Raw genomic sequence first — 24,996 nt, 5'->3', positions numbered from 1 at the left:
CGTCTCGGCGGCTAAATATCCAGAACCTTCGCCAGCCTCACTACCGTAACCCCTGGACCCAACTGCCGCAGCGAGGGCTGGATCAACACGCAGTCGTCATGGGGTGTGACGATCTCGCGCCGGTCGTCCCGAGCGATCACTGTTCCAGCCTGGGCTATGCGCTCAAGGCCGCGGAAGTCATCGGTAAAACGGAAGTCCATGCCGTGGGCGATCACCGGTTCAGTGACTTGCAGGCATTGCTGGGGCCCCGGCTTTTCCTGGCTCAGGAGCTTCAAGACGTCGGCCTCGGCGACTGCATCAGTCGCCATCAGGAAGCGTGCGGCAATATCGAGGGCGACGTGTTGGCTTTTTTTAGAAAAATGTTGGCCGGTCTCGATCAGCAGTGCGTTTTTTTGGCTGGCGGGATCGCCAAACCCACCATAGTCACGCATACGCCGGCCATTGGCGTGGCCGGCGTCGACCACCACGGTTGCCGGTACGCCTAACGATTTTGCGAATTTCAGGCCTTTGGCGCAGGCCCCACACATCATCAGTGGTGGGGATTCTTCGTGCATCGAATGGATATCGAGCAGCAAGTCGACACTGTCGATCAGCGGTCGCAGCTCACGTGCGCGACGCAGTTCCACGGAGTCTCGCTCGCCGTCCAGTGTTGATGGTAGCCAGACACGGTTCATGTCCTCGTCGACAAAACGGGTGGCGTCAATGTCGTGTGGGTCGAAGCGGTGATAGGCCTCGATATTGCCGAACGCCAGTGACAAACGGCCTTTGCGAGGGCGCACGCCGCTGCGCAGCAAGGCGTCTACTGCGATTGCTCCGCTGACTTCATTGCCATGGGTCAGTGCCATGACCAGCACATGTGGCCCAGGCGTGCCGCTGTCAAAACTGTGGACATAGTCGATCCCGCAGTTGCCGGCTTTCCATTGGCTGAGATCGGGGAACTCGACTTCCACAGGGTACGGTGTCAGTGATGCACGAACCTGCTCAAGGGTTTTCATGTCTGCCTCCGAGGGCTCAAGGTGGGTACCTTGTCGCGGGGGCGAGCCGCGACAAGCAGGGGGGACTCGCGGCCCTTAACTGGCGCAGGGATGGGCGCTGCGCATGCGCCGGCCCAGGCAGGCGATCGCCAGTACGCTGATCAAAATGGTTGCCATCACATAAAAGCTCGGCGCCAGTTTGCTGCCGCTTGCCTCGATCATCCAGGTCACGATCAACGGGGCGAAACCACCAAACAGGGTCACGGAAAAGTTGTAGCTCAGCGCCAGCCCAGTACCGCGAATGCTGGTTGGGAAGATGTCGGCAAGCATTGCCGGGATTGGCCCCAGGCAGGCCGCAATCAATACGCCGACAAGCGCTTGCACGACCAGCAGCGTGGAGAAACTGGGGAAGATATTGAGCAGCAGGAACATCGGATAAGACGACAGTCCGGTAATCGACAAGGCGATGGTCAACACTCGGAATCGCCCGTGGCGATCGGAAAGCCCACCGAAAATCGGGGCCATGAGCATCAACGTAATGCCGGTCATCAGGGCCCCCAGGTAGGACGACGTGGCGGTGATGCTCAGTTGTTTAAAGGCGTAGATCGGCATGTACAGCTTATGCACGTAATTGAATGCGGTCGCGCCCGCCACCACGCCGATAGCCAGCAACAGGCTGACGTGCCCTTTGATCAGGACATCCCGCAGTGGGGTCTTGACCGCTACGTTGGCTACGTTTTTCTTGAAGTCCGGCGTTTCATCGATTTGTCTGCGAATGTAAAAGCCTACCGGCCCGATCAGCAGGCCGAAGCCGAAGGCTACACGCCAGCCCCAATCGTTCAACTGCACATCCGACAGCGCATAGCTGAGGATCGCACTGACACCCGCCGCCAGCACAGTTGCCAGCCCCTGGGTAGACAATTGCCAGCTGGCAAAGAAACCCCGTCGCCCGGCGTCGGCGTGTTCGACCATGAACGCGGTCGCCGCGCCAAATTCGCCGCCCGTGGAAAACCCCTGGAGCATGCGGGCAACGATGATCAGCAGCGGCGCCGCCAGGCCGATCTGCTCGTAGGTCGGGGCGAACGTAATCATTGCGGTGCCGACCAGCATGATCATGATCGACAGCGTCAATGACGCCTTTCGTCCGGCTCTGTCGGTGTATGAACCGAGCACAATGGCGCCCAGCGGGCGCATCAAAAAGGAAATGCCGAACGAGCCTACGGCCAGCAGCAATGAGGTGGTTTCGTTATCGGACGGAAAAAACTGTTTGCCGATGACGACTGCAAAATAGCCATAGATCAGTAAGTCATAGAACTCCAGCGCGTTGCCGACGCTGGCAGCGATGATCTCTTTCCATGGGCCGCGCCGGGTGGGAGCTTGGGCCGATGATAAGGCGGATGATTGAGTTGTCATGAGTGTGCACCGGGTTTGTTTCACTGTTGGCCTACGGACTCTCCGAACCGCAGCGCGGCCTGGCGACATCGAAGGCGTTAATTGTTATGGGTGAAAGCCCGGATGAAAGTGAACCAAAGGCGGCAGAACGGCAATTGCTCTTTCGGCACAGATTTGAGCTGTTTCGGCACGACCCGGCAGGTTGTTGCCGGCAGCGGTGATAGAGCGCGTAAATCCGGCTACTGGGTGGTGGAGGGGGTCAAGGCTGTCCATATCCTCATCACCATCTCGCTCCGGTTGGCGCGCAGGCGATGCAGCGAAACGTCGAAACTGACGCAAAATTCGGCGCCCCCCGCCATCAGCAGCTCGCCCGATGCCAGCGCGTCGTTGACGACCATGCGCGGCAACCACGCCAGCCCCCGGCCACGCTTGGCCATTTCCAGAATGGCTTCATAGGAGTCCGCTTGGTAAACCATTCGCAGCGCCAGGCGCTGCGGCAGTCGATCCAAATGCCGGGCCAGTACGCTGCGCAGTGTCAGAGTGGGTGAGAAGGCCAGCCAAGGGATGGGCAGGGCGTTGCTGTCGGCGAGTATCTGCAGTTGCGGCTGCCCAGGGGCGCTCGGGGCGCTGACCGGTAGCAGTTCCTCCTTGGCCAGTACTCGGGAGTCGAAATGCTCCGGGTCCAACAGCGTCTGGGTCAGCGGGCTGGAAAAACTCAGCAGCAGATCAACCTCGCCGGCGGACAACCGGCTGATCGCTTCTTGCGCACCGCTGGTGAGCAATGACACCGCAAAGCTGCCCAGTTTCGGGTGCAATGACTCGTACCAATCGGGGAAAAAGTCACAGGCCAGGGTCCGGCCGGTGGCGATGCGCACCGGTTCGTCGCGGCTGAGGGTGTCATTTTTGAACTGCGCTCTGACAGTGCCCAGCAATTCCAGCGATTGAGTGGCGGCATCAAGGAACAGCAGGCCGCAGGGTGTCAGTGACAGGGGTTGCTTGCGCTCGATCAATGGCGTGCCGACCCATTCTTCCAGCGCCCGGATACGTCGACCGAACGCTGGATGCGTGACACAGCGATTTTCGGCGGCACGCGACAGGCTGCGAGTGCGCGCCAGTTCGACAAAATCCTCAAGCCATTCAAGTTGCATGGTGTTTCCCCGCTTGAAGTCGGGCCACTGGCCTCCGGCCATATATCCGGGTTCCCGGGCCGCAGATAGTACCGTCAGCGGCGATCGGCTGCACCCACAAGCCCCCTGTTCCCTGTAAACTGCGCCTCTTTGGCAGCCCCAGCGAGGCCCCGGCATGTCCGCTTCGATCCTGTATATCCACGGTTTCAACAGTGCGCCCGCGTCCAACAAGGCCTGCCAGCTGGTTACCGTGATGGACACCCTGGGCCTGGCTGATCAATTGCGCGTGCCGGCCCTGCATCACCATCCCCGTCAGGCAATTCCTCAATTGGAGGAAGCCATTGCCCAGCTGGGGCGGCCGCTGCTGGTCGGCAGCTCGCTCGGCGGCTACTATGCAACCCATCTTGCCGAGCGCCATGGCCTCAAGGCACTCCTGGTCAACCCGGCGGTCAGCCCCCATCGGATGTTCGACGGTTACCTGGGCACCCAGAAGAACCTCTACACCGATGAAACCTGGGAACTGACCCACGACCATGTCACGGCGCTGGCCGAGCTGGAAGTACCGGCGCCCCAGGACGCCGCGCGTTACCAGGTGTGGTTGCAGACCGGCGATGAAACACTGGATTATCGCCTCGCCCAGCAGTATTACCGGGCCTGTGCCTTGCGCATCCAGGCCGGTGGCGACCATGGTTACCAGGGGTTTGCCCGGCAATTACCGGCATTGTTGAGTTTTGCCGGCATTGGCGCAGATCAGTATCAATCCTTCGATTTCTCGGCACTGTAATTGCCTTGGAAATTGCAGGTTACTTTTTAATCGAACGACTCACGACGAGACCCCATGGCCACTCCCAGCGCTAGCTCTTATAACGCCGACGCCATCGAAGTCCTCTCGGGCCTCGACCCGGTGCGCAAACGCCCCGGCATGTACACCGACACCAGCCGGCCGAACCACCTTGCCCAGGAAGTCATCGACAACAGCGTCGACGAAGCCTTGGCCGGGCACGCCAAGTCGGTGCACGTCATTCTTCACGCCGACCACTCCCTGGAAGTGTCCGACGATGGTCGCGGCATGCCGGTGGACATTCACCCGGAAGAGGGTGTGTCGGGCGTCGAGCTGATCCTCACCAAGCTGCACGCCGGCGGCAAGTTCTCCAACAAGAACTACCAGTTCTCCGGTGGCTTGCACGGTGTGGGTATTTCCGTGGTCAACGCCCTGTCCACGTTGGTGCGGGTCAAGGTCAAGCGCGACGGCAACGAGTACGAGATGACCTTCGCCGATGGCTACAAAGCCACCGACCTGCAGGTCATCGGTACCGTCGGCAAGCGCAATACCGGCACCAGCGTGTACTTCGCGCCGGACCCTAAGTACTTCGATTCGCCGAAATTCTCCATCAGCCGCCTCAAGCACGTGCTCAAGGCCAAGGCCGTATTGTGCCCGGGCCTGCTGGTGACCTTTGAAGACAAAGGCACTGGCGAGAAAGTCGAGTGGCACTACGAAGACGGCCTGCGTTCCTACCTGGAAGACTCCGTCAGTGATTTCGAACGCCTGCCCAACGAGCCGTTCTGCGGCAGCCTGGCCGGCAACAAGGAAGCCGTCGACTGGGCGCTGCTGTGGCTGCCCGAAGGCGGCGACAGCGTGCAGGAAAGCTATGTCAACCTGATCCCCACCGCCCAGGGCGGCACCCACGTCAACGGCCTGCGCCAGGGCCTGCTGGATGCCATGCGCGAATTCTGCGAATACCGCAGCCTGCTGCCGCGTGGCGTGAAGCTGGCGCCGGAAGACGTGTGGGAGCGCATTGCGTTCGTGCTGTCGATGAAAATGCAAGAGCCGCAGTTCTCCGGCCAGACCAAGGAACGCCTGTCGTCCCGCGAAGCGGCGGCGTTTGTCTCCGGTGTGGTCAAGGATGCTTTCAGCCTGTGGCTCAACGAGCACCCGGAACTGGGCCTGGCCCTGGCGGAACTGGCGATCAACAACGCCGGCCGTCGCCTCAAGGCCAGCAAGAAGGTCGAGCGCAAGCGCATTACCCAGGGCCCGGCATTGCCGGGCAAGTTGGCCGATTGCGCCGGGCAGGACCCGATGCGCTCCGAGCTGTTCCTGGTCGAAGGTGACTCCGCCGGTGGTTCCGCCAAGCAAGCGCGGGACAAGGAATTCCAGGCGATCCTGCCGTTGCGCGGCAAGATCCTCAATACCTGGGAAGTCGATGGCAGCGAAGTCCTTGCCAGCCAGGAAGTGCACAACATTGCCGTGGCCATCGGCGTCGACCCAGGCGCAGCCGACATGAGCCAACTGCGCTACGGCAAGATCTGCATCCTCGCCGACGCCGACTCCGACGGCCTGCACATCGCGACCCTGCTGTGCGCGTTGTTCGTGCAGCACTTCCGTCCGTTGGTGGATGCCGGTCACGTCTACGTCGCCATGCCGCCGCTGTACCGGATCGACCTGGGAAAGGAGATTTTCTACGCCCTGGACGAAGCCGAGCGCGATGGCATTCTCGACCGCCTGGTGGCCGAGAAGAAGCGTGGCAAGCCGCAGGTCACCCGATTCAAGGGCCTGGGTGAAATGAACCCGCCGCAACTGCGTGAGACCACCATGGACCCCAACACCCGGCGCCTGGTGCAGTTGACCCTGGAAGACTTCGCCGCCACCTCGGAAATGATGGACATGCTGCTGGCGAAGAAACGCGCGCCGGACCGCAAGTCCTGGCTGGAATCCAAGGGCAACCTGGCTGAGGTCCTGGGCTGATGCGCACAGGTGTCGCCCTGGCGATCCTGATGTTGAGCGGGCTGGTGGCCACTTCGGTAGTTGCCGCGCCCGTGGCTGAGCTCAAGCTGGTGTCCGAACACCCGGTGGACGGCATGCGCGGCGGGAACCTGTCGGGCCTGGCGCTGTGTGGCAAGGAGCTGTGGACGGTTTCCGATCGTGATGACGACCAGATCTACCGTCTCGATACCCGTGCGCCGACCTGGCAAGCCGAAGCGGTAAGCATCGATGTGCCGCCGGTGCCGGAATCCGGGCTGCCCTGGGGGCTGCGTTCGCGCACCAAGGCTGCGTCGTTCATTCGCGGCGGCGACCTGGATTTCGAAGGCATCACCTGCGATGCCGCCGGCAATCGCTACATTGTCAGCGAAGCCCATGCGGCGGTGCTGCAAGTACCGGTGAGCGGTGCGCCTGAATGGTTGAAGATCGCCCCGGGCATGGTGCGTGAAGCCCGGGCCAGTGGCATGTTGCTGCACTTCAATGCGTTGTTCGAAGGCCTGGCAATCAACCCCGAGGGCAATCAGATCTGGCTGGCTGCGGAGCGTGAGCGGCGCGGCCTCATCTCCATCAAGCGCCCGCAAAGCCTGTGGGATTGCGACGGCCCTTGCGTGTTGCTGAGCGAGGCCGGCCAGGAGATGCAGCCGGCCAAGTTCGTCGGTGCCAAGGCGGTGTCCAAGGATTTCGCCGATCTGTCACTGTTCAACGGCAAGCTGTTTACCCTGGAGCGCAATGCGTTCCAGATCTGCCGGCGCGATACGGTCACGGCCAAGGTCGAGCTGTGCTGGTCGTTCGCCGACGAAACCCTGACGCCCGAGCGGCGTTACGCCCAGCCCTATGGCCTGGCCGAAGCCCTGGTGGTGGACGCAGACGGTGCCTGGCTGGGCATCGACAATAATTTCGGCCCCCGCGCCGATGGTGAAAAACGCCCCATGGTCTATCGTTTTGCCGCCCCCGCTGGCGGCTGGAGCGCCCAGCCATGAGCCGCTACTTTTTTGAATCGATCCGGCGCGGCGGCATTTCCGCTGCGCCTTACCAAACAATGATGAGGCCCGCATGAGTGACATCCTCGCAGACAGCTTAGATGGCGTAGAACGCCGGTCGCTGGCTGACTTCACCGAAAATGCCTACCTCAACTACTCCATGTACGTGATCATGGACCGTGCATTGCCGCATATCGGCGACGGCCTCAAGCCCGTACAGCGGCGCATCATCTACGCCATGAGTGAGTTGGGCCTGGACGCCGATTCCAAGCACAAGAAGTCGGCGCGTACCGTCGGTGACGTGCTCGGTAAGTTCCACCCCCACGGCGATTCGGCGTGCTACGAAGCCATGGTGCTGATGGCCCAGCCGTTCAGCTACCGCTACACCCTCGTCGACGGCCAGGGTAACTGGGGTGCGCCGGATGATCCCAAGTCCTTCGCGGCCATGCGTTACACCGAGGCGCGCCTGTCGCGCTATTCGGAAGTGTTGCTCAGCGAACTGGGCCAGGGTACCGCGAACTGGGGACCGAACTTTGACGGTACTCTCGACGAACCCCTGGTGTTGCCCGCACGTTTGCCGAATATCCTGCTCAATGGCACCACCGGTATCGCGGTCGGCATGGCCACCGACGTACCGCCGCATAACCTGCGCGAAGTCGCCACCGCATGCGTACGCTTGCTGGATGAGCCCAAGGCCACGGTCGAGCAGCTGTGCGAGCATATCCAGGGCCCGGATTACCCGACCGAAGCGGAAATCATCACGCCGCGCGCCGACCTGCTGAAGATGTACGAAACCGGCAAGGGCTCGGTGCGCATGCGCGCCGTGTATCACATCGAAGACGGCGACATTATCGTCACCGCCCTGCCGCACCAGGTGTCCGGTGCCAAGGTGCTGGAACAGATTGCCGCGCTGATGCAGGCCAAGCCGTCGAAATTGCCCCAGGTCGCTGACTTGCGTGACGAGTCCGACCACGAAAACCCATGCCGTATTGTGATCATCCCGACTAACAGCCGGGTCGACCACGAAGTGCTGATGCAGCATCTGTTTGCCAGCACTGAGCTGGAGTCCAGCTACCGGGTCAACGTCAATATCATCGGCCTGGACGGCAAGCCGCAGTTGAAAAACCTGCGCAACCTGCTGGTCGAGTGGCTGGAGTTCCGGATACAAACCGTACGCCGCCGCCTGCAGTTCCGCCTCGACAAGGTCGAACGGCGCCTGCACCTGTTGGACGGCTTGCTGATTGCCTACCTCAACCTGGATGAAGTGATCCACATCATCCGTACCGCGGAGCACCCGAAAGCTGAGCTGATCGCGCGCTTCGAGCTGAGCGAGATCCAGGCCGACTACATCCTCGACACCCGCTTGCGTCAGTTGGCACGCCTGGAAGAGATGAAGCTGCGCGACGAACAGGACGCGCTGCTCAAGGAGCAAGCCAAGCTGCAAGCCCTGCTGGGCAGCGAAGCCAAGCTGAAGAAGCTGGTGCGCAGCGAGTTGATCAAGGACGCCGAAACCTATGGCGACGACCGCCGTTCGCCAATCGTGCAACGTGCCGAAGCCAAGGCGCTGACAGAGACCGAACTGCTGCCGAACGAGAAAATTACCGTCGTTCTGTCGGAAAAGGGTTGGGTTCGCTCAGCCAAAGGGCATGATATTGACGCCACTGGCTTGTCGTACAAGGCCGGTGATGGCTTCAAGACTGCCGCCGCCGGGCGCTCCAACCAGTTTGCGGTGTTTATTGACTCCACCGGGCGCAGTTATTCGGTGCCGGCCCATACCTTGCCATCGGCGCGGGGGCAGGGCGAGCCGTTGACCGGTCGCCTGACGCCGCCACCTGGGGCGAATTTTGAATGTGTGCTGCTGCCGGATGACGATTCTCTGTATGTGATCGCTTCCGACGCGGGTTACGGGTTCGTGGTCAAGGGTGAAGACCTGCAGGCCAAGAACAAGGCGGGCAAGGCGTTGTTGAGCCTGCCGAACAACGCCAAGGTCATCCTGCCGCGTCCGGTGGAAGACCGCGAAGGCAACTGGCTGGCGTCGGTGACCACCGAAGGGCGCTTGCTGGTGTTCAAGATCAGCGATCTGCCGCAGTTGGGCAAAGGCAAGGGCAACAAGATTATTGGTATTCCCGGCGAGCGGGTGGCCAGTCGCGAAGAGTACGTGACCGACATCGCGGTGATCCCGGAAGGTGCCACCCTGGTGCTCCAGGCCGGCAAGCGCACGTTGTCATTGCGCCCCGACGACCTCGAACACTACAAGGGCGAGCGTGGTCGTCGCGGTAATAAACTGCCTCGCGGCTTCCAGCGTGTGGATGCTTTGCTGGTGGAAACGCCGGTTTAAGGCGTATTAGAGCCCTCGATCTACGATTTAAAGCGTAGATCGACGCTTTGGCGCTGGAGTCATGGCGCATATTCACGGATGATATGGCCTTTCCAGCGCCGGCGTGGCCGAGCGTGTTTAGGTTATTTTTAGTATTACATTGTGGTTCGCCTTGTGGCAGCCACCTGGATGGGATGATGACTGCTCCACGCGTTCCTCTATTTTTGATGCTCGCTGGCCTTTTGGGGTTGGCGGGTTGCAGCACACACCAGCCTGTGTCGCTGTACCAGCTGGACAGCGGAAGTCCAGCTCAGCCAGCCCAGACCGCTGGCATGGCCGTTTTGCTCGGGCCGGTGGTCGTCGCCGACTACCTGCAACGCGAAACCCTGCTGCAACGTCAGAACGATGGAAGCCTGCAAGGTTCCACCGATGGTCGTTGGGCAGGCAGTTTATCGTCTGACATCAACCAGTTGATGTTGCGTCAGGTGGCCGGTCAGTTGGACAGCCAGCGTGTGGTCCTGGCGCCCGCACCAACCGGCTTCAGCCCGGATGTGCAGGTCTTGCTGACCATTACCCGGCTCGACTCCGGTAAATCGCAACCGGCGATCCTCGATGCGCAATGGCGCTTGATCGACCGTCGCGGCCAGGTGCGTGATAACCGCATCGTGCACCTGCAGGAAGAACATGCCGGCACCACCGCGTCCCAGGTTCAGGCCCAGGGCGTGCTGCTGCAGCAATTGGCGCAGCAGTTGTCGGTGGCCCTCAAGCCCCTGGCCAACCAGCCCCCCATCGCCGAGGCGCCCCGTAAGTCGGCCCCGGTACAGGCCAAGCCGGCAGAGCCGCAAAAGCCGAAGATGCCGATGGCTACGCCGATCCGTACGGATATGGAAGTGTTCAGGTTCTGATCTGAATGCCACACAAACAAAAGGCCCTCTGAATCAGCGGGCCTTTTTGCTTATCTGCGATTGACTTGAGGCTTGTTGAGATCCAAATGTGGGAGGGGGCAAGCCCTAATGTTTTTTGTAGGAGCGAGCTTGCTCGCGAAAAACTCACAGGCGCCGCGTTCATTCAGGAACAACGCGTTATCGTTGACGTTTTTCGCGAGCAAGCTCGCTCCTACAGGAGACATTAGTCCGGCGGTGTGCTTCAGGGCTTTGCGCGGGTCTCGTGCATCCGTGCCAACTGCCGCTCCAGCATCGATGGATACGGCTCCATCAACCGCTCCACGCAGCTTGCCCCCTCAGGGCTGGCAATCGGGCGGATACGCGCGCGCTGGCGGATCAGCGTGTCTTCACTGATCTTGCGCTCGACCAGCAGCAGGTTGCGGCTGTGTTGGGACAAGGCCAGTGCGTCCTGGGCGTTTTCAGTCAGCAGCAGGTCGATCTGGCTCATGCCGAACAGGTCGTCGCCCACGGTGAGGCCCAGTTGCAGTTGCAGGGTGATCCCGCTGTCGGCGACTTCGATCTGCAATTCATGGCCCAGGGCGCGCAGCAACTCACCGCAGCAAATCGCATTGGTCAGGTAATCTTCGCCGCTGTCTTCGCTGTGGAACAGCATCAGCGTGCTGCCGTCGTTCAGGGTGTGCAGTTCGCTCTGGTACAGCGAGGCGGCCTGGTCGAGGCAGTCGCGGTAGCGCTCCAGCAGTTCGGTCAGGCGTGCGCGGGGCAGGCGACGCAATTGGTCCTGGGCACCCAATTGCACGGCGAGCACAGCGCTGTACTGCGGCTCGCTGCTGCGTACCGGCGCCGCCTTGGGGGCGATTGCGGGGCTGTCGGCTGACGTATCGCGCAGGTCGGCGAAGGGGTCTTCATCGTCCAGCTCGTCTTCTTCGGCCTTGAAGGCATGGCGCGGTGCCGGCTTGAGGCCCGCCACCGGCGGACGCTCGTCGAAGCCCGGGTCACGCAGGTTGCGCACTTCGAACTCGGGCTCTTCGTCGTAATCGGTGTCGTCGTATTCAGGCTCTGGCTCGACCTCGGGCACCACCGGTTCCGGGGCGAAGCTGGCGTGCAGCTGGCGGGCAAGGTCGCCGATTTCATCCTGGCGGTCGGTTGCCGGGGTGTGCTCGTCGATGTCCCGCAGCCAGATGCGCAGTTGCATGAGCGGCGTGGAGATATGCCGCCCCAGGCGCAGGCTCAGGGCCAGGGCCAATGCCAGCAGGATGGCGCTGAGGATGCCCATGCTTTGCAGGCTGATGGTCATCGGCTGCTGGAACTGCTGCATGTCGAGGCTGATACGCAGTTGGCCGGCCTTCACATCCTGAAACGTGATATTGCTCTGGTACAGGCCTTCGGCTTCGCCCAACAGGCCGTTTTTCGGGCGCTGCCCGGCTTCGGCCATGATGCGGTTGTCCACGCTGTAGATGGCAGCATGGGCCACCAGCGGGTTCTTGGTCAGGTTGTTGAGCAGCACGTTGAGGCTGAGGATGTCGTTGGACACCAGCAGCTCAGTCGCCGAAGTGGCGGTCTGCGTGGTCAGGCTCTCGCCCAGGGCGTCGGCCTGCTCGTGCATGGCCTGCTTGAATTGCAAACCCATCACGCAGGCGTAGATCACCAGGGCCAATGCGACCAGGATCACGTTATGGCTGGCGATGCGTAATGCGATCGGTACACGGCGGTGGCGCAGTGCCCGGAAGATCAGCAGGAAGAAGTTGTCGGTTTTTACTGGCGTGGGCCGGTTCACTTGAGCTCGGCTCTTGGTCCGTGAAGTTGACGCGCAGTATAGCGACAGGCCCAAGACCGGCAAAGCGCTGGCTGTGCCCGATGGTCACTGAAAGTGGGTAGAATGCGGTTTTTTTCCAGCCTGGGGGTGCGCCTTGCGCGAAATTGTCCTGATTAACATCACTGGTGAAGACCGCCCAGGTCTTACCGCAGCCATTACCGGCGTTCTGGCCCAAGGTGGTGTGAACATTCTCGACATCGGCCAGGCGGTGATCCACGACACGCTGTCGTTCGGCATCCTGGTGGAAATCCCCAGCACCGAGCAGGCCTCATCGGTGCTCAAGGACATCCTGTTTACGGCGTATAAGCTCGATCAGCAGGTGCGTTTCACCCCGGTGTCCGAAGCGGATTACCAGCAGTGGGTGGCCGGCCAGGGCAAGAAGCGCCATATCGTGACGCTGCTGACCCGCAAGGTCACCGCCGAACAGCTGCAGCGCGTCAGCTCTATTACCGCGCAGTATGGTTTGAACATCGACCATATCGACCGTCTGTCGGGGCGCATGCCATTGGACACCCCGGCCGACAAGGGCAAGGGCTGCATCGAGTTCTCCGTGCGCGGTGAGCCTGCCGACCCGCAAGCCCTGCGCGCCGAATTCCTCAGCGTGGCCCAGGAGCTGAATGTCGATATCGCCTTCCAGGAAGACTCTCTCTTCCGTCGCAATCGCCGCCTGGCGGTGTTCGACATGGACTCCACGCTGATCGAAGCCGAAGTTATCGACGAGTTGGCCAAGGCGGCCGGCGTGGGTGAGCAGGTTTCCGAAATCACCGAGCGCGCCATGGCCGGGGAATTGGATTTCCGCGCCAGCTTCAAGGAGCGCCTGGCTTTGCTCAAGGGCCTGGACGTGAACGTGCTGGACTCCATCGGCGCGTCGCTGCGCCTGACCGAAGGCGCCGAAACCCTGTTTGCCGAACTCAAGCGCCTGGGCTACAAGACGGCAATCCTGTCGGGTGGCTTCACCTACTTCGCCAAGCAATTGCAGGCCAGGCTGGGCATCGACTATGTGTTCGCCAACGAATTGGAAGTGGTGGATGGCAAGGTGACCGGCGTCGCGGTCGAGCCGATTGTCGATGCGCAGCGCAAGGCGGACCTGCTGAAGGAATTGGCCCACAAGGAAGGTTTGCGTCTAGAGCAGACCATTGCGGTCGGTGACGGCGCCAACGACTTGCCGATGCTGGCAATTGCTGGTTTGGGGGTGGCGTTCCGCGCCAAGCCATTGGTCAAGCAATCGGCCAAGCAGGCGATTTCGACCTTGGGGTTGGATGGCGTGCTGTATCTGCTGGGCTTTCGCGACCGCGACGGTCAGTTGTAACTGACTAAATGTGGGAGGGAGCAAACCCCCTCCCACATTGGGTTCGGCGTCAGGCTTTAGGTAAAGCGATGCCTTGGCCCATCTGCACCGGCGAACCCGCCACCAGTTCTTCTGCCCACTTCACCTGATCCGGCCCGAACAGCACGATCGCAGTGGAGCCCAACTTGAAGCGACCCAGTTCCGCACCCTTCTCCAGGTGAATCGGCGCGCGCGCAGCTTCGTCATAGCGGAAGGTTTTCAGCTCGCGCTTCGGCGGAGTCACCAGGCCGGCCCATACGGTTTCAATCGACGCCACAATCATCGCACCGACCAATACCACGGCCATCGGGCCGCGTTCGGTGTCGAACAGGCAGACAACACGCTCGTTACGCGCGAACAACTCCGGCACGTTTTCGGCGGTGGTCTGGTTCACCGAGAAAATCCGCCCAGGTACGTAGACCATTTCACGCAGGGTACCGGCCAGTGGCATATGCACCCGGTGGTAGTCCTTCGGCGACAGGTAGATGGTGGCGAAATCGCCGCCCATGAACGGCGCAGCGACCGCTGCATCGCCGCCCAGCAGTTCCAGCACGCTGAAGCTGTGGCCTTTGGCCTGGAACACACGACCGTGCTCGATGGGGCCAAGCTGGCTGACTGCGCCATCGGCTGGGCTCAATACTGCGCCAGGGGTCTGGTCCAGTGGGCGAGCACCGTCTTTCAGGGCGCGGGTGAAGAAGGCGTTGAAGTGCTCGTAAGCGGTCACGTCTTCTACCAGGGCTTGGGACATGTCCACTTGATAGCGCTTGGCGAACCACGTGGTGAAGGCATTCTTGAACCAGCGCACGCGGCACTCGGCGATGCAGCCGGCCAACCGCGACAGCAGGTGGTGCGGCAGCAGGTACTGGCTGAGGATAAACAACTGCTTTTTCATTGACTGTCCTTAAACCTTAAATCTCGACGGGGGTGTCGGGGTGGTTGCCCCATTCGCCCCAGGAACCGGCATAACCTTTGACTCGCGGATAACCGAGCGCCTTGGCCACCAGGTAGGTGAAGCCAGAGCGATGATGAGTCTGGCAGTGGGTGATGATTTCTTTGTCTTTGGTCAGCCCGAGGTCTTCGAGGATCTGCGGCATGTCGCGGCGAATGCGCAGGTTGCGCGCCTTGTCCATGCCGGCAGTCCACTCGAAATTCACCGCGCCGGGGATGTGGCCGCCTTTGGCCGCGAGGACTTTCTCGCCGGAGTATTCCAGCGGGCCACGCGCATCCCAGATGCCCAGGTCGGCAGCCCCAAGACGGCTTTGCAGGTATTCGCGGGTGGCGGTGGGGCCATCGTGCAGCGTAAGACTGACCGGGCCGCCGGCCGGGACGGGCACGTCGGTGGAGAGCGGGTGCTTGCCCTCCAGCCACGCCAGCAGGCCGCCATCCAGGTAGTGGTATTTCTGGTGGCCGATCACATCGAGCATCCAGATGAAACGCCCGGCCCAGCCACCGCCTTCGTCGTCATAGACCACGTAGGTGGCGTCGGGCGTGTGGCCCAGTTCGCCGAACAGTTTCTCAAGCTCGGCCTTGCCGGGCAGCAGGCCGGGTGCCGGCGCCTGGCCCAGCTGGGTGCGCTTGGGGTCAACGAAATGCGCGCCGGGGATGTGCCCTTCGGCGTAGCGGGCGGCACTGGTGAGGTCCACCAGAATCAGGTGTTCGGCATCCAGTTGAGCGAGCAGGTCACTGGACTCGATCACCAGCGGCAAGCCAGAGAAGTCAGGCATGTGAGGTCTCCTGGGCACAAATGTTGGCGATTAAAGGACGGCGATTGTAGCGCAAGCATCAAGCGCTGCGGTTGGTAAAGCTGTGCAGGGCTTTCTCGATGCATTGGGCAGTTTTACCGAAGGCCTGCACGGTGGTTTCCGAGAATGGCCCGCCGCCCTGGTCGGCGACCATCACCATCACCACCCGACCGTTGCAGCTCATGGAGCGCAACAACAGGTGCTCGCCGGTGAACAGGCGGCGCAGGATCGGCGGCAGCAGTGCCGAGAACTGGGCGTGGTTTTCCGGTGTGAGGCGCACCTGGGCGGACTTTTCCAGCAGGCGCTGCAGCAGCGTGCTGTTGACCACTTCCAGGCTCAGGTTGGCGGCGTCCTTCGGCAGGCCGTCGGCCTGATGCACACGCAAGGTGCTCAGGGCTCGATCGGCCATAAATAACAGGACGCGCTGCATGCCGCTGGCCACCAGGGCTTCCTTGGCGCACGTGGTCAAATGCATGGCGTTGGCAAAACGGCTCGGCTCCACCAGCAGTTCGGTACAACGCTTGCGCCAGACGGCCAGGGCTTCGGCGGTGGGCGGTGGTGCCGGTAACAGGCCGCGATGAATCTTGTGTACATGCCACGGCCAGATCAGCGACAGCGCCGGGTGCCAGAGATCGGGCATCAAGGTGTCGCGGGCACTGGTGACGGCTTGCTGGTGGACCTGTTGCTGCACTTCGCCCAGGGGCTGTTGCAGGTACAACGCGGTGAGGTATTGCCAGCGCTGGGTGTGCGGGCAGGTCCAGGACTCCTGGGCCGACATCGCCAGGCCGTTGGCCAGCAGTACCGTATTGGCCGGCTGATTCAACCAGCGGCGCAGGTTGGGATCGGCGTCGAGCAGTTGCTGGTGACGAAGAGGGTCGTCTTCGCGGGCGATGTGCAGGGCCTTGACCAGCAAGCGCTGCTCGGTCCGCAGCAAGGTATACCCCTGGGACACCCAGATCGGCAGGTGCCAGGTCTCGGTCAGGCCGAGGCACAGGTCCAGCAGGCGCACGCCGAACAATGCCTGTTCGACCTTGCGTGCCGACTCGCCCTTGTGGATGACCCGCAGTTCCCATTCTTCCAGGAGCTTGGGGTAGGCAACGGCCATCGGCCACATCGGTGAAAGAAACAGCAGGCTGCCCCAATGAATGTCCTGCCACAGCCGCGCCAGGCGACTGCCGAACAATCCATTGGCTTGTTGCGAGGCGTGCTGGCTGACCAGCAGCAACTGGCGCAGCGCTACGGGAATTTCATGGGCCGGCACTGACGGCAGGCGTGCCAGCAGTTCCTCGGCGCGTTTGAGGCCCAGGCGGTTAAGCGCCACTTCGAGGTTTTCCGCCGGCGCCGTCAGGCTGCCATGGGTGTGGCTGTTGGCCTCGCGCATGACGCTGAGTACGAGGGCCGGGCTGTTTTGCATCAGCTCGGCAATATCTCGCAACGAACTGCGGCTATCGCGGATGGCTTTGCACACGCGGTCATGGCTGGCCTGTGGAACAGGCAGCAGCACTTCGTCCAGGCGCTTGATCCAAGCGGCTAGAGAAGCAGGTTTTGCAGTTGGGACTGTCGTTTCATTAGCCATGATTGGGGCGCGATCATCACTTGCGGTCAACACACCCGGAGCGGGCCGAACTGGCTTTTCGCCTTAACGGGCTATAGTCTGGCGCAGTTTTGCCGATAAGTAGAACAAGAGTTTTCCAGTTCCCCCAAATATGTCCATGAACCCGACGGCGCAAGTACTCATCTCCTATGGCTAAAATTATCGGCATTATCGTCGTCTTCGCGAGCGTGCTCGGCGGCTACGTCCTGTCCCACGGTAAAATTGCGGCACTGATCCAGCCTTTCGAGGTGATGATTATCGGTGGTGCGGCACTGGGTGCCTTCCTGCAGGCGAACCCCGGCTACATGACCATGCACGTGATCAAGAAGTCGCTGGGCATGTTCGGTTCGCGTTTCACCCACACGTTCTATCTGGAAGTGTTGGGCCTGGTTTACGAGATCCTCAACAAGAGCCGCCGCGAAGGCATGATGGCCATCGAGGCCGACATCGAGGACGCCGCGGCCAGCCCGATTTTCGCCAAGTACCCGGCCGTGCTCAAAGATGAGCGCATGACCGCCTACATCTGTGACTACCTGCGCATCATGTCCTCCGGCAACATGGCTCCCCATGAGCTTGAGGGCCTGTTCGACATGGAATTGTTCAGCCTCAAGGAAGAATTGGAGCATCCTTCCCATGCCGTGACCGGTGTAGCCGACGGCATGCCCGGCTTCGGTATCGTCGCGGCGGTGCTGGGTATCGTGGTAACCATGGCTTCCCTGGGGGAAGGTGACCAGGCGGCTATCGGCATGCACGTAGGTGCGGCGCTGGTGGGTACCTTCTTCGGTATTCTCGCGGCCTACGGCTTCTTCGGCCCGCTGGCGACCTCCCTGGCCCACGATGCCAAGGAAGAAATCAACCTGTACGAATCGATCAAGGCCAGCCTGGTGGCGTCCGCTTCCGGCATGCCGCCTTCGTTGGCGGTGGAGTTCGGTCGCAAGGTGCTGTACCCGAAGCATCGCCCAAGCTTCGCCGAGCTGGAACAAGCGGTTCGCGGTCGCTAAGCCATGGAAAACAACCAGCCGATAATCATCAAGCGCGTCAAGCGCTTCGCTGCGGGGCACCATGGCGGCGCCTGGAAAATCGCTTTCGCCGACTTTGCCACGGCGATGATGGCGTTCTTCCTGGTGCTGTGGCTGATGTCCACCGCCACGCCCGAACAGAAGATCGCCATTGCCGGCTACTTCAAAGACCCGATTGGCTTCTCGGAAAGCGGCACGCCCTTTGTGATCGACCTGGGCGGTTCGCCGCAGTTGGCGCCTGAGCGCACCATCAACCCGGAAGTCAAGACCGAAGCACCGCAGGAAAAAATCCCGATCGAGCGCGATACCGTCGAAGCCATGGCCGAGCAGGTCGAGCAGGAACGTCTTGAGCTGTTGCTGCAAGAGTTGCAAAACAAGGTGGAGGAAAACCCGCAACTGCTGAAGTTCAAGGATCAGATTTCGTTCGAGATCACCCCGGATGGCTTGCGTATCCAGATCACCGACGCCGCCAACCGGCCGATGTTCGACTCTGGCAGCGCACGCTTGAAACCGTACTTTGAAGACATCCTGCTGGCCATGGCCGACACTATCAAGGCGGTGCCGAACAAGATCAGCATCAGCGGCCACACCGATGCCAAGCCTTACGCGGGCCAGGGTGACTTCGGCAACTGGGAGCTTTCCGCCAACCGTGCCAACGCCGCGCGTCGTGTGCTGGTGGCCGGCAGCTATCCCGACCCGCAAGTGGCGCGGGTGGTGGGGTTTGCGTCCTCGCAACTGTTTGATGCGAAGGATCCGTTCAACCCGATCAACCGCCGCATCGATATCGTGGTGCTGACCAAAAAGGCCCAGCGTGCGATTGAAGGCGATCAGCCGCCACCACAACCGACCCCGGGAGCAGGTGCGCCGGGTGAAGTGCCGGCCGACCCACATGCCATCCCGCCCGGCCAGGAGCCATTGCCGGCCCATGAGCTGCGGCAGAAGCTGAACCTGTTTGATGATGGCGGCGTGAAAGACCCCACGGCGCCGGCGACGGGGTCCTAAGCCATATACAGCTTGTCTACCAATGAAAACGCCCCGACTGATCGGGGCGTTTTCATTTCTACTCAGAGTGGTAGATAGGCCTTGACCCCGCTGATCACGCCTTGCATGTCGTCGGTGCCCAAGCGTGGCACGAAGTATTCTCGTCCTTTGGATCGGGTCTTTCTATGCAGCTTGTCGAGGCGCTCGAAGCTGACGGTATAAATCATGTCGCACTTCACCCACAGCTCTTTGTAGCCATCGGATTGAAGTGGATTTGTACGAAGCAGGTGATGCCAGTCGTACTGGATCTCCGGCGCGGTAGAGGAGATCGGTACAACGGTACAGAGTTTGCGCTTGTGGGTGGCTGTAGGGGATATCACCACCACCTTGCGGATCTTGAGCATCTCCGGGGCCACAAAGCCGCGGGTGAAGTCACAAAGCAGCACATCGCCTTGTTTGGGATGATAGTAGAGAGTCAATCGTCAATTCCCCACAAAAAGCAAAGCCGCCCGAAGGCGGCTTCATTCGACACGCAGTGGAGCTTGCATCGCCCCTTCTGCGCCGCTGGATCAACCCCGAAAAGGATCCAGACTCCTGCCAGCCTGCGCTGGTGACGGAGCGATTATGGGCATCAGGAATGTCGAATTCAAGCTGGCTTGCGTCGGTGAGCCACCCAGTTGTGCCGAATTCTTGATGCCAGCTCCCGCTAAATCAATGGAGCAGGGTGCTTTACGTCTCCATTTATATGTATCAGGAAATGCCTGCTCAATAACTGCTTTCCGGCAAGCTCGCAATAATCGACCGATAGCTGTTCATCCGCTGCTGCTGCACGCGGCCGTCTTCCAGGGCCTTGAGCAGGGCGCAGCCCGGCTCGCGATCGTGTTTGCAATCGCGGAAGCGGCAGGTGCCGATCAGGTCGTTGAATTCGATAAAGCCAGCTTCCACGTCGCTGCGGCTGACGTGGCCGAGGCCGAATTCACGGATGCCCGGGGAGTCGATCAACTCACCGCCGCCCGGGAAGTGGAACAGCCGCGCCGTGGTAGTGGTGTGGGTGCCCTGGCCGGACAGCTCCGACAGCGGGCCCACGCGGGTATCGACTTCCGGCAGCAGGCTATTGACCAGCGAGGATTTGCCCACGCCCGACTGGCCGACAAAGACGCTGATACGTCCGTCCAACTGCTGTTGCAGCTGTTCCATGCCATTGCCGTGATGGGCCGAGACTTCCAGCACCGGGTAGCCCAGGGTGCGGTAGACCGCCAGCAGCGCGTTGAGCGCGGGGGCATTCTGCTCGTCGATCAGGTCGAATTTGTTCAGCAGCAACAACGGGCGAATGCCGGCATGCTCGGCTGCCACCAGGTAGCGGTCGATCAGGTTGGCATGGGGCTCGGGCAGCGGTGCAAACACGATCACGATCATGTCGACGTTGGCCGCTACCGGCTTGAGCTGGCCACGACTGTCGGGGCGACGCAGTTCGGTGCTGCGCGGCAGTTGGGCGACGATCACGCCGATGCCCTGGTTGCCGGCGCGCCATACCACCTTGTCGCCGGTGACCAGCGCAGGCAGGTTGGCACGCAAGTGGCAGCGGAACACCAGGCCCGCGAGTTCGCCTTCCAGCGCCTCGACTTCGACCTGCACACCGAAGTGCGCAATTACCAGGCCCGTCTGTTCGGGGCCCAGGTCGCCGCCCTCGAGCGCTTCCACGGCGGAGGATTCACGTTTGGCGGCGCGGGCGGCGCGTTCACCTTGAATCTTTTCGATGCGCCAGTTTTGGCGACGATTGAGCTGGCGTTTGGCCATTGGTGTTCCGTGTCGATAATGCAAAGGTTGGGTAAAACGGTCGCGAGTCTAGCACGGCCCCGCCTGCTAAACTGCGCAGCTACGCCAAGGTGCCAAGAGAATCAAGCCATGCAAAACCCACAGAACCTGATTTGGATCGATCTGGAAATGACCGGTCTGAACCCTGACACCGACGTCATCATCGAGATGGCGACCATTGTCACCGACAGCAACCTCAACACCTTGGCCGAAGGTCCGGTGATCGCCATCCACCACAGCGACGCCGTGCTTGCCACCATGGACGAGTGGAACACCCGCACCCACGGCAACTCCGGCCTGACTCAGCGTGTGCGTGACAGCCGCATCAGCATGGCCGAAGCCGAAGCCGAAACCATTGCCTTCCTGGAGAAGTGGGTGCCCAAGGGCAAGTCGCCGATCTGCGGCAACAGCATCTGTCAGGACCGTCGCTTCCTTTATACCCATATGAAAGCGCTGGAAAGCTACTTCCACTACCGCAACCTGGATGTGTCCACGCTCAAGGAACTGGCTGCGCGCTGGGCGCCGGAGGTCAAGGACAGCTTCCATAAAGGCAGCACGCACTTGGCGCTGGATGATATTCGCGAGTCGATCGCCGAGCTGCAGCATTACCGCAAGCATTTCATCAAGGCTTGAAACGGTTTCTTACCGTGTCCGGGCTTCCTGTGGTGAGCGGGCTTGCCCCGCGCTGGGCTGCGTAGCGGCCCACTGCCGTTGCCGCATTTCTCCCTATAGATATCATCGCCAAGTATTTGGGGCTGCTGCGCAGCCCAGCGCGGGGCAAGCCCGCTCACTACAAGGATCGCCATCATGCTGCTGATGCTCTACCTCATCGCCATCACCGCCGAAGCCATGACCGGCGCGTTGTCCGCCGGCCGGCGCGGCATGGACTGGTTTGGTGTGGTGCTGATCGCCTGCGTGACGGCGTTGGGCGGCGGCTCGGTACGTGATGTATTGCTCGGCCACTACCCGCTGACGTGGGTCAAGCATCCGGAATACCTGGTGCTGACCTCCATCGCGGCGCTGGTGACGATCTTTATCGCACCCTTGATGCGTCGCCTGCGCTCGCTGTTCCTCGCGCTGGATGCCGTGGGCCTGGTTGCTTTCACCTTGATCGGCTGCATGACCGCCCTGGAAATGGGCCACGGCATGCTGGTGGCCTCGGTCAGCGGGGTGATCACCGGCGTCTTCGGCGGCATTCTGCGGGATATCTTCTGCAACGACATTCCGCTGATCTTCCGCCGTGAACTGTACGCCAGCGTGTCATTCCTCGCCGCCTGGTTTTACCTGCTGTGCCTCTACCTGGAACTGCCCAGCGAGCAGGCGATTCTACTGACCCTGTTCAGCGGCTTTCTATTGCGCCTGCTGGCGATCCGGTTTCACTGGGAAATGCCCAAGTTCGTCTACAACGACGACGTGCACTAGCGCGATGCGTGCTGGTTCAGCGCCCATTCCACATGCTCGCGCACCAGCTCCGACGGGTAATCCCGGCGTGCCTTCAAGGCTTCCAGCACCGGAATGCTCGACGGCGCATTGCCCAGGCCCACCGCCAGGTTGCGCAGCCAGCGCTCGTAACCGGCACGGCGCAACGGTGAGCCTTCGGTACTGCTGAGGAATTTATCCTCATCCCACATGAACAGCTCCGCCAGTTCTGCGTTATCCAGGTTGTGCCGTGGCGTGAAATCGCTCTCGGCAGTGGGTCGCGCGAAACGATTCCACGGACAAACGATCTGACAGTCATCGCAGCCGAATACCCGATTGCCGATCAGCGGGCGCAGGTCTTCAGGGATGGCGCTCTTGAGTTCGATGGTCAGGTAGGAAATGCAGCGCCGGGCGTCCAGCACATAGGGGCCGACAAACGCGTTGGTGGGGCAGATATCCAGGCAGGCGGTGCAGCGGCCGCAGTGCTCCGTGGCGTGGGGTGGATCCACGGGCAGCGGCAAATCGACAAACAGTTCGCTGAGGAAGAAATAACTGCCGGCCTTGCGATTGAGCACCAGGGTGTTTTTACCGATCCAGCCAAGGCCGGCTTGTTCGGCAATGGCCTTTTCCAGCACGGGCGCGCTGTCGACAAAGGCGCGAAAGCCGAAAGGGCCGATCTGCGCCTGGATGCGGTCGGCCAACTGCTGCACGCGCTTGCGGATCAGCTTGTGGTAGTCGCGGCCCAGGGCATAGCGCGAGATGTAGGCTTTTTCCGGTTTTGCCAGCAGTTGCGCCATCTGCGTGTCGCCGGGCAGGTAATCCATGCGCAGCGACACCACGCGCAGGGTACCCGGCACCAGTTCGTCCGGGTGCGAGCGTTTGCTGCCATGGGCGCCCATGTAGTCCATCTCGCCGTGGTAGCCCGCGTCGAGCCAGCGTTGCAGATGTTGTTCATGCTCGGCCAGGTCCAGGCCGCTGATGCCGACTTGTTGAAAGCCCAGCTCGCGGCCCCAGTCCTTGATCGATTGGGCGAGGGCGGGCAGATCGGAGGTAATAGCGGGCATGAGACACGGGAAACCACAGGTTAGATGCGTATAATTCTGCCAGACATCGGAGCTTGAAGACGCATGCCGCAGACAAAACACGAAATAACCGACGTTCAGCCTTTGTTGCACGGCCATTTGCCGCAACTGGCTGCGCGTTCCCCGGACGCCCATAAAGGCCAGTTCGGCCACCTGTTGATGATTGGCGGCGACCGGGGCTTTGGCGGTGCCGCGCTGTTGAGTGCCGAAAGTGCCCTGCGCAGTGGCGCGGGCATGGTGTCCCTGGCCACTCGACTTGAGCATGTGCCGGCCGCGCTGGCCCGTTTGCCGGAAGTCATGAGCGTCGGCGTGAGTTCGGCCAACCAGTTGATGGGCTTGCTGGAAAAAATCTCGGTAATCGTCATTGGCCCCGGCCTGGGCGAAGCCGCCTGGGGTAAAAGCCTGTTGTCTGTTGCAGCCAATGCACGGCAGCCGCAGGTCTGGGATGCCGATGCACTCAATCAACTGGCGACTGGCAGTGTGAGCCTGCCGGCCCATTGCGTGATCACTCCGCATCCTGGGGAGGCGGCGCGCTTGTTGGGTATTTCGACAGCCGAGGTTCAGGCCGATCGTCTTAAGGTGGCGCGCGCGTTGAGTCAGAAATTCAAGGCAGTGGCTATCCTCAAGGGTGCTGGCAGTTTGATTGCCAGCCCGGACGGGCGCGTTTCACGCTGTGACCAAGGCCATCCGGCGATGGCGACGGCGGGCCTCGGTGACGTTTTGGCCGGCCTGGTAGGTGCGCTGCTGGCCCAGGGCATGCCGGCTTATGAAGCCAGCTGCCTGGCCGTCTGGTTGCACGCCACGGCAGGGGATCGCCAGGGCAGCTTTGGTCGCGGGCTGGCCGCCAGCGACCTGATACCCGCCATTCGTCAATTGCTGGAGGAACAGTCGCCGTGTCTGAAGTAATTCTTTTCCTGGCCGATGAAGACGCCATGGTGGCGTTAGGTCAGCGTATTGCCCAGGTCACGGCCGGGTCAGGGCTGATCTTTCTTGAAGGCGACCTGGGGGCGGGCAAGACCACGCTGTCCCGGGGGATCATTCGCGGGTTGGGCCACACCGGGGCGGTCAAGAGTCCCACGTTCACCCTGGTTGAACCCTACGAGATCGGCGCAGTGCGGGCTTTCCATTTCGACCTCTACCGCCTTGTGGATCCCGAAGAACTCGAATTCATGGGCATCCGTGATTACTTCGATGAAGATGCGCTGTGCCTGATTGAGTGGCCAGATAAAGGCACAGGCTTTTTGCCAAAGCCGGACCTGACCATTACCATTACGCCGCATGATCACGGACGTCAGCTGAAGTTGTTGCCCCAGGGCGCGCGCGGTGAGTCGTGGTGCGCCGCTCTGGCTTTGGAATTCAAATAATTGGTGGGGTTAGGTATGCGCTTTCGCGCGTTGGTTGCTGTCGTAGGGGTGTTGCTTGCGGCAATGACTGTCAATGCTCTGGCTGCTTCACAGGTGAAGAGTGTTCGCCTGTGGCGAGCGCCGGATAACACGCGACTGGTGTTCGACCTGTCTGGCCCGGTCCAGCACAGTGTCTTTACCCTCACGGCGCCCGATCGCCTGGTGATCGACATCAATGGTGCGACCCTGGCCGCGCCGTTGAACGTGTCCACCGCCAACACGCCGATTACCGCCATGCGCTCGGCGCAGCGCACGCCGACCGACCTGCGGGTGGTAATCGACCTGAAAAAGGTCGTGACCCCGAAAAGCTTCTCCCTGGCGCCAAACGCCCAATACGGCAACCGGCTG

General features: G+C 61.4%; 23 protein-coding genes. 13 read left to right on the top strand and 10 right to left on the bottom strand.

All coding sequences use genetic code 11. From position 1 onward, the window contains the following. Positions 1–11 precede the first annotated feature (11 nt). From BFP99_RS03265 to BFP99_RS03255, 3 genes are all read right to left on the bottom strand, one after another. Positions 12–995 carry a M14 family metallopeptidase gene (locus BFP99_RS03265; RefSeq protein WP_065946614.1) on the bottom strand — a complete coding sequence of 328 codons (984 nt, stop codon included), beginning with the start codon at positions 993–995 and terminating at the stop codon, positions 12–14. Positions 996–1,070: 75 nt separating this feature from the next. Continuing rightward, positions 1,071–2,387, bottom strand: a complete 1,317-nt coding sequence (locus tag BFP99_RS03260; RefSeq protein WP_065946613.1) for an MFS transporter — start codon at positions 2,385–2,387, stop codon at positions 1,071–1,073. Positions 2,388–2,605: 218 nt separating this feature from the next. Further along, complete coding sequence (locus BFP99_RS03255) at positions 2,606–3,514, bottom strand: LysR family transcriptional regulator (protein ID WP_065946707.1); 909 nt, start codon at positions 3,512–3,514, stop codon at positions 2,606–2,608. 154 nt (positions 3,515–3,668) lie between these two features. On the opposite strand from BFP99_RS03255, the gene BFP99_RS03250 reads away from it, so the two are divergent. The 5 genes from BFP99_RS03250 to BFP99_RS03230 all read left to right on the top strand — a co-directional run bounded on the left by BFP99_RS03250 (position 3,669) and on the right by BFP99_RS03230 (position 10,453). After that, a complete protein-coding gene (locus BFP99_RS03250; protein ID WP_065925639.1) occupies positions 3,669–4,277 on the top strand; it encodes a YqiA/YcfP family alpha/beta fold hydrolase in 609 nt (202 codons plus the stop codon). Between the two features lie 54 nt (positions 4,278–4,331). Beyond that, entirely contained in the window at positions 4,332–6,236 is a 1,905-nt protein-coding gene (gene parE / locus BFP99_RS03245; protein ID WP_027604917.1) for a DNA topoisomerase IV subunit B, read from the top strand. Beyond that, positions 6,236–7,231: an esterase-like activity of phytase family protein gene (locus BFP99_RS03240; protein ID WP_065946612.1), complete on the top strand. Its 996-nt coding sequence runs from the start codon at positions 6,236–6,238 to the stop codon at positions 7,229–7,231. The genes parE and BFP99_RS03240 overlap by 1 nt, the downstream gene beginning before the upstream one ends. A 73-nt stretch (positions 7,232–7,304) precedes the next feature. Then, positions 7,305–9,569: a DNA topoisomerase IV subunit A gene (gene parC, locus BFP99_RS03235; RefSeq protein ID WP_065925637.1), complete on the top strand. Its 2,265-nt coding sequence runs from the start codon at positions 7,305–7,307 to the stop codon at positions 9,567–9,569. 173 nt (positions 9,570–9,742) lie between these two features. Beyond that, entirely contained in the window at positions 9,743–10,453 is a 711-nt protein-coding gene (locus tag BFP99_RS03230; protein ID WP_027604914.1) for a PqiC family protein, read from the top strand. Between the two features lie 241 nt (positions 10,454–10,694). Here the strand turns inward: BFP99_RS03230 and BFP99_RS03225 are convergent, their stop codons facing one another. After that, positions 10,695–12,227, bottom strand: coding sequence for an AhpA/YtjB family protein (locus BFP99_RS03225; RefSeq protein ID WP_065946611.1), 1,533 nt, complete (start codon positions 12,225–12,227; stop codon positions 10,695–10,697). Between the two features lie 133 nt (positions 12,228–12,360). On the opposite strand from BFP99_RS03225, the gene serB reads away from it, so the two are divergent. Further along, positions 12,361–13,575 carry a phosphoserine phosphatase SerB gene (gene serB / locus BFP99_RS03220; RefSeq protein WP_065946610.1) on the top strand — a complete coding sequence of 405 codons (1,215 nt, stop codon included), beginning with the start codon at positions 12,361–12,363 and terminating at the stop codon, positions 13,573–13,575. Between the two features lie 49 nt (positions 13,576–13,624). Here serB and asd read toward each other — a convergent pair whose 3' ends face one another. The 3 genes from asd to BFP99_RS03205 are packed head-to-tail and all read right to left on the bottom strand — an operon-like array spanning position 13,625 to position 16,911. After that, a complete protein-coding gene (asd, locus tag BFP99_RS03215; RefSeq protein ID WP_003171334.1) occupies positions 13,625–14,485 on the bottom strand; it encodes an archaetidylserine decarboxylase in 861 nt (286 codons plus the stop codon). Positions 14,486–14,501: 16 nt separating this feature from the next. Continuing rightward, on the bottom strand, positions 14,502–15,317 hold the full coding sequence (locus BFP99_RS03210; RefSeq protein ID WP_065946609.1) for a rhodanese-like domain-containing protein: 816 nt from the start codon (positions 15,315–15,317) through the stop codon (positions 14,502–14,504). Between the two features lie 58 nt (positions 15,318–15,375). Next, positions 15,376–16,911, bottom strand: a complete 1,536-nt coding sequence (locus BFP99_RS03205; protein ID WP_065925634.1) for an HDOD domain-containing protein — start codon at positions 16,909–16,911, stop codon at positions 15,376–15,378. Positions 16,912–17,078: 167 nt separating this feature from the next. On the opposite strand from BFP99_RS03205, the gene motA reads away from it, so the two are divergent. Both motA and motB read left to right on the top strand, forming a co-directional pair. Further along, positions 17,079–17,930, top strand: coding sequence for a flagellar motor stator protein MotA (gene motA / locus BFP99_RS03200; protein ID WP_053139364.1), 852 nt, complete (start codon positions 17,079–17,081; stop codon positions 17,928–17,930). Positions 17,931–17,933: 3 nt separating this feature from the next. After that, positions 17,934–18,950 carry a flagellar motor protein MotB gene (motB, locus tag BFP99_RS03195; protein ID WP_065946608.1) on the top strand — a complete coding sequence of 339 codons (1,017 nt, stop codon included), beginning with the start codon at positions 17,934–17,936 and terminating at the stop codon, positions 18,948–18,950. Between the two features lie 62 nt (positions 18,951–19,012). Here the strand turns inward: motB and BFP99_RS03190 are convergent, their stop codons facing one another. Both BFP99_RS03190 and rsgA read right to left on the bottom strand, forming a co-directional pair. Then, on the bottom strand, positions 19,013–19,408 hold the full coding sequence (locus BFP99_RS03190) for a type II toxin-antitoxin system PemK/MazF family toxin (protein ID WP_065925632.1): 396 nt from the start codon (positions 19,406–19,408) through the stop codon (positions 19,013–19,015). Between the two features lie 286 nt (positions 19,409–19,694). After that, positions 19,695–20,726 (bottom strand): small ribosomal subunit biogenesis GTPase RsgA, encoded by a 1,032-nt coding sequence (gene rsgA / locus BFP99_RS03185; protein WP_065925631.1) that lies wholly within the window; start codon positions 20,724–20,726, stop codon positions 19,695–19,697. A gap of 108 nt (positions 20,727–20,834) precedes the next feature. Between rsgA and orn the strand changes: the two genes are divergently transcribed. Both orn and BFP99_RS03175 read left to right on the top strand, forming a co-directional pair. Beyond that, complete coding sequence (gene orn, locus BFP99_RS03180; protein ID WP_010213620.1) at positions 20,835–21,377, top strand: oligoribonuclease; 543 nt, start codon at positions 20,835–20,837, stop codon at positions 21,375–21,377. A 171-nt stretch (positions 21,378–21,548) separates the two neighbouring features. Continuing rightward, complete coding sequence (locus BFP99_RS03175) at positions 21,549–22,166, top strand: trimeric intracellular cation channel family protein (RefSeq protein ID WP_175403002.1); 618 nt, start codon at positions 21,549–21,551, stop codon at positions 22,164–22,166. Here the strand turns inward: BFP99_RS03175 and queG are convergent. Continuing rightward, positions 22,163–23,227 carry a tRNA epoxyqueuosine(34) reductase QueG gene (gene queG, locus BFP99_RS03170; RefSeq protein WP_065946607.1) on the bottom strand — a complete coding sequence of 355 codons (1,065 nt, stop codon included), beginning with the start codon at positions 23,225–23,227 and terminating at the stop codon, positions 22,163–22,165. The genes BFP99_RS03175 and queG overlap by 4 nt on opposite strands. Before the next feature lie 63 nt (positions 23,228–23,290). Here queG and BFP99_RS03165 point away from each other — a divergent pair, with 63 nt between their 5' ends. From BFP99_RS03165 to BFP99_RS03155, 3 genes are all read left to right on the top strand, one after another. Continuing rightward, the gene (locus tag BFP99_RS03165; protein WP_065946606.1) at positions 23,291–24,151 is read left to right on the top strand and encodes an NAD(P)H-hydrate dehydratase; all 861 of its coding nucleotides are present in this window, start codon (positions 23,291–23,293) and stop codon (positions 24,149–24,151) included. Continuing rightward, positions 24,139–24,609: a tRNA (adenosine(37)-N6)-threonylcarbamoyltransferase complex ATPase subunit type 1 TsaE gene (tsaE, locus tag BFP99_RS03160; protein WP_027604903.1), complete on the top strand. Its 471-nt coding sequence runs from the start codon at positions 24,139–24,141 to the stop codon at positions 24,607–24,609. Before BFP99_RS03165 ends, tsaE begins: the two co-directional genes overlap by 13 nt. Before the next feature lie 15 nt (positions 24,610–24,624). Then, a partial coding sequence (locus BFP99_RS03155) for an AMIN domain-containing protein (protein ID WP_141690747.1) occupies positions 24,625–24,996 on the top strand: 372 nt, incomplete at its 3' end.

It is taken from the genome of Pseudomonas sp. 1 R 17 (genome assembly GCF_900067035.1).
Classification (GTDB): domain Bacteria; phylum Pseudomonadota; class Gammaproteobacteria; order Pseudomonadales; family Pseudomonadaceae; genus Aquipseudomonas; species Aquipseudomonas marginalis.
This window is presented reverse-complemented; position numbering and strand designations above follow the sequence as displayed.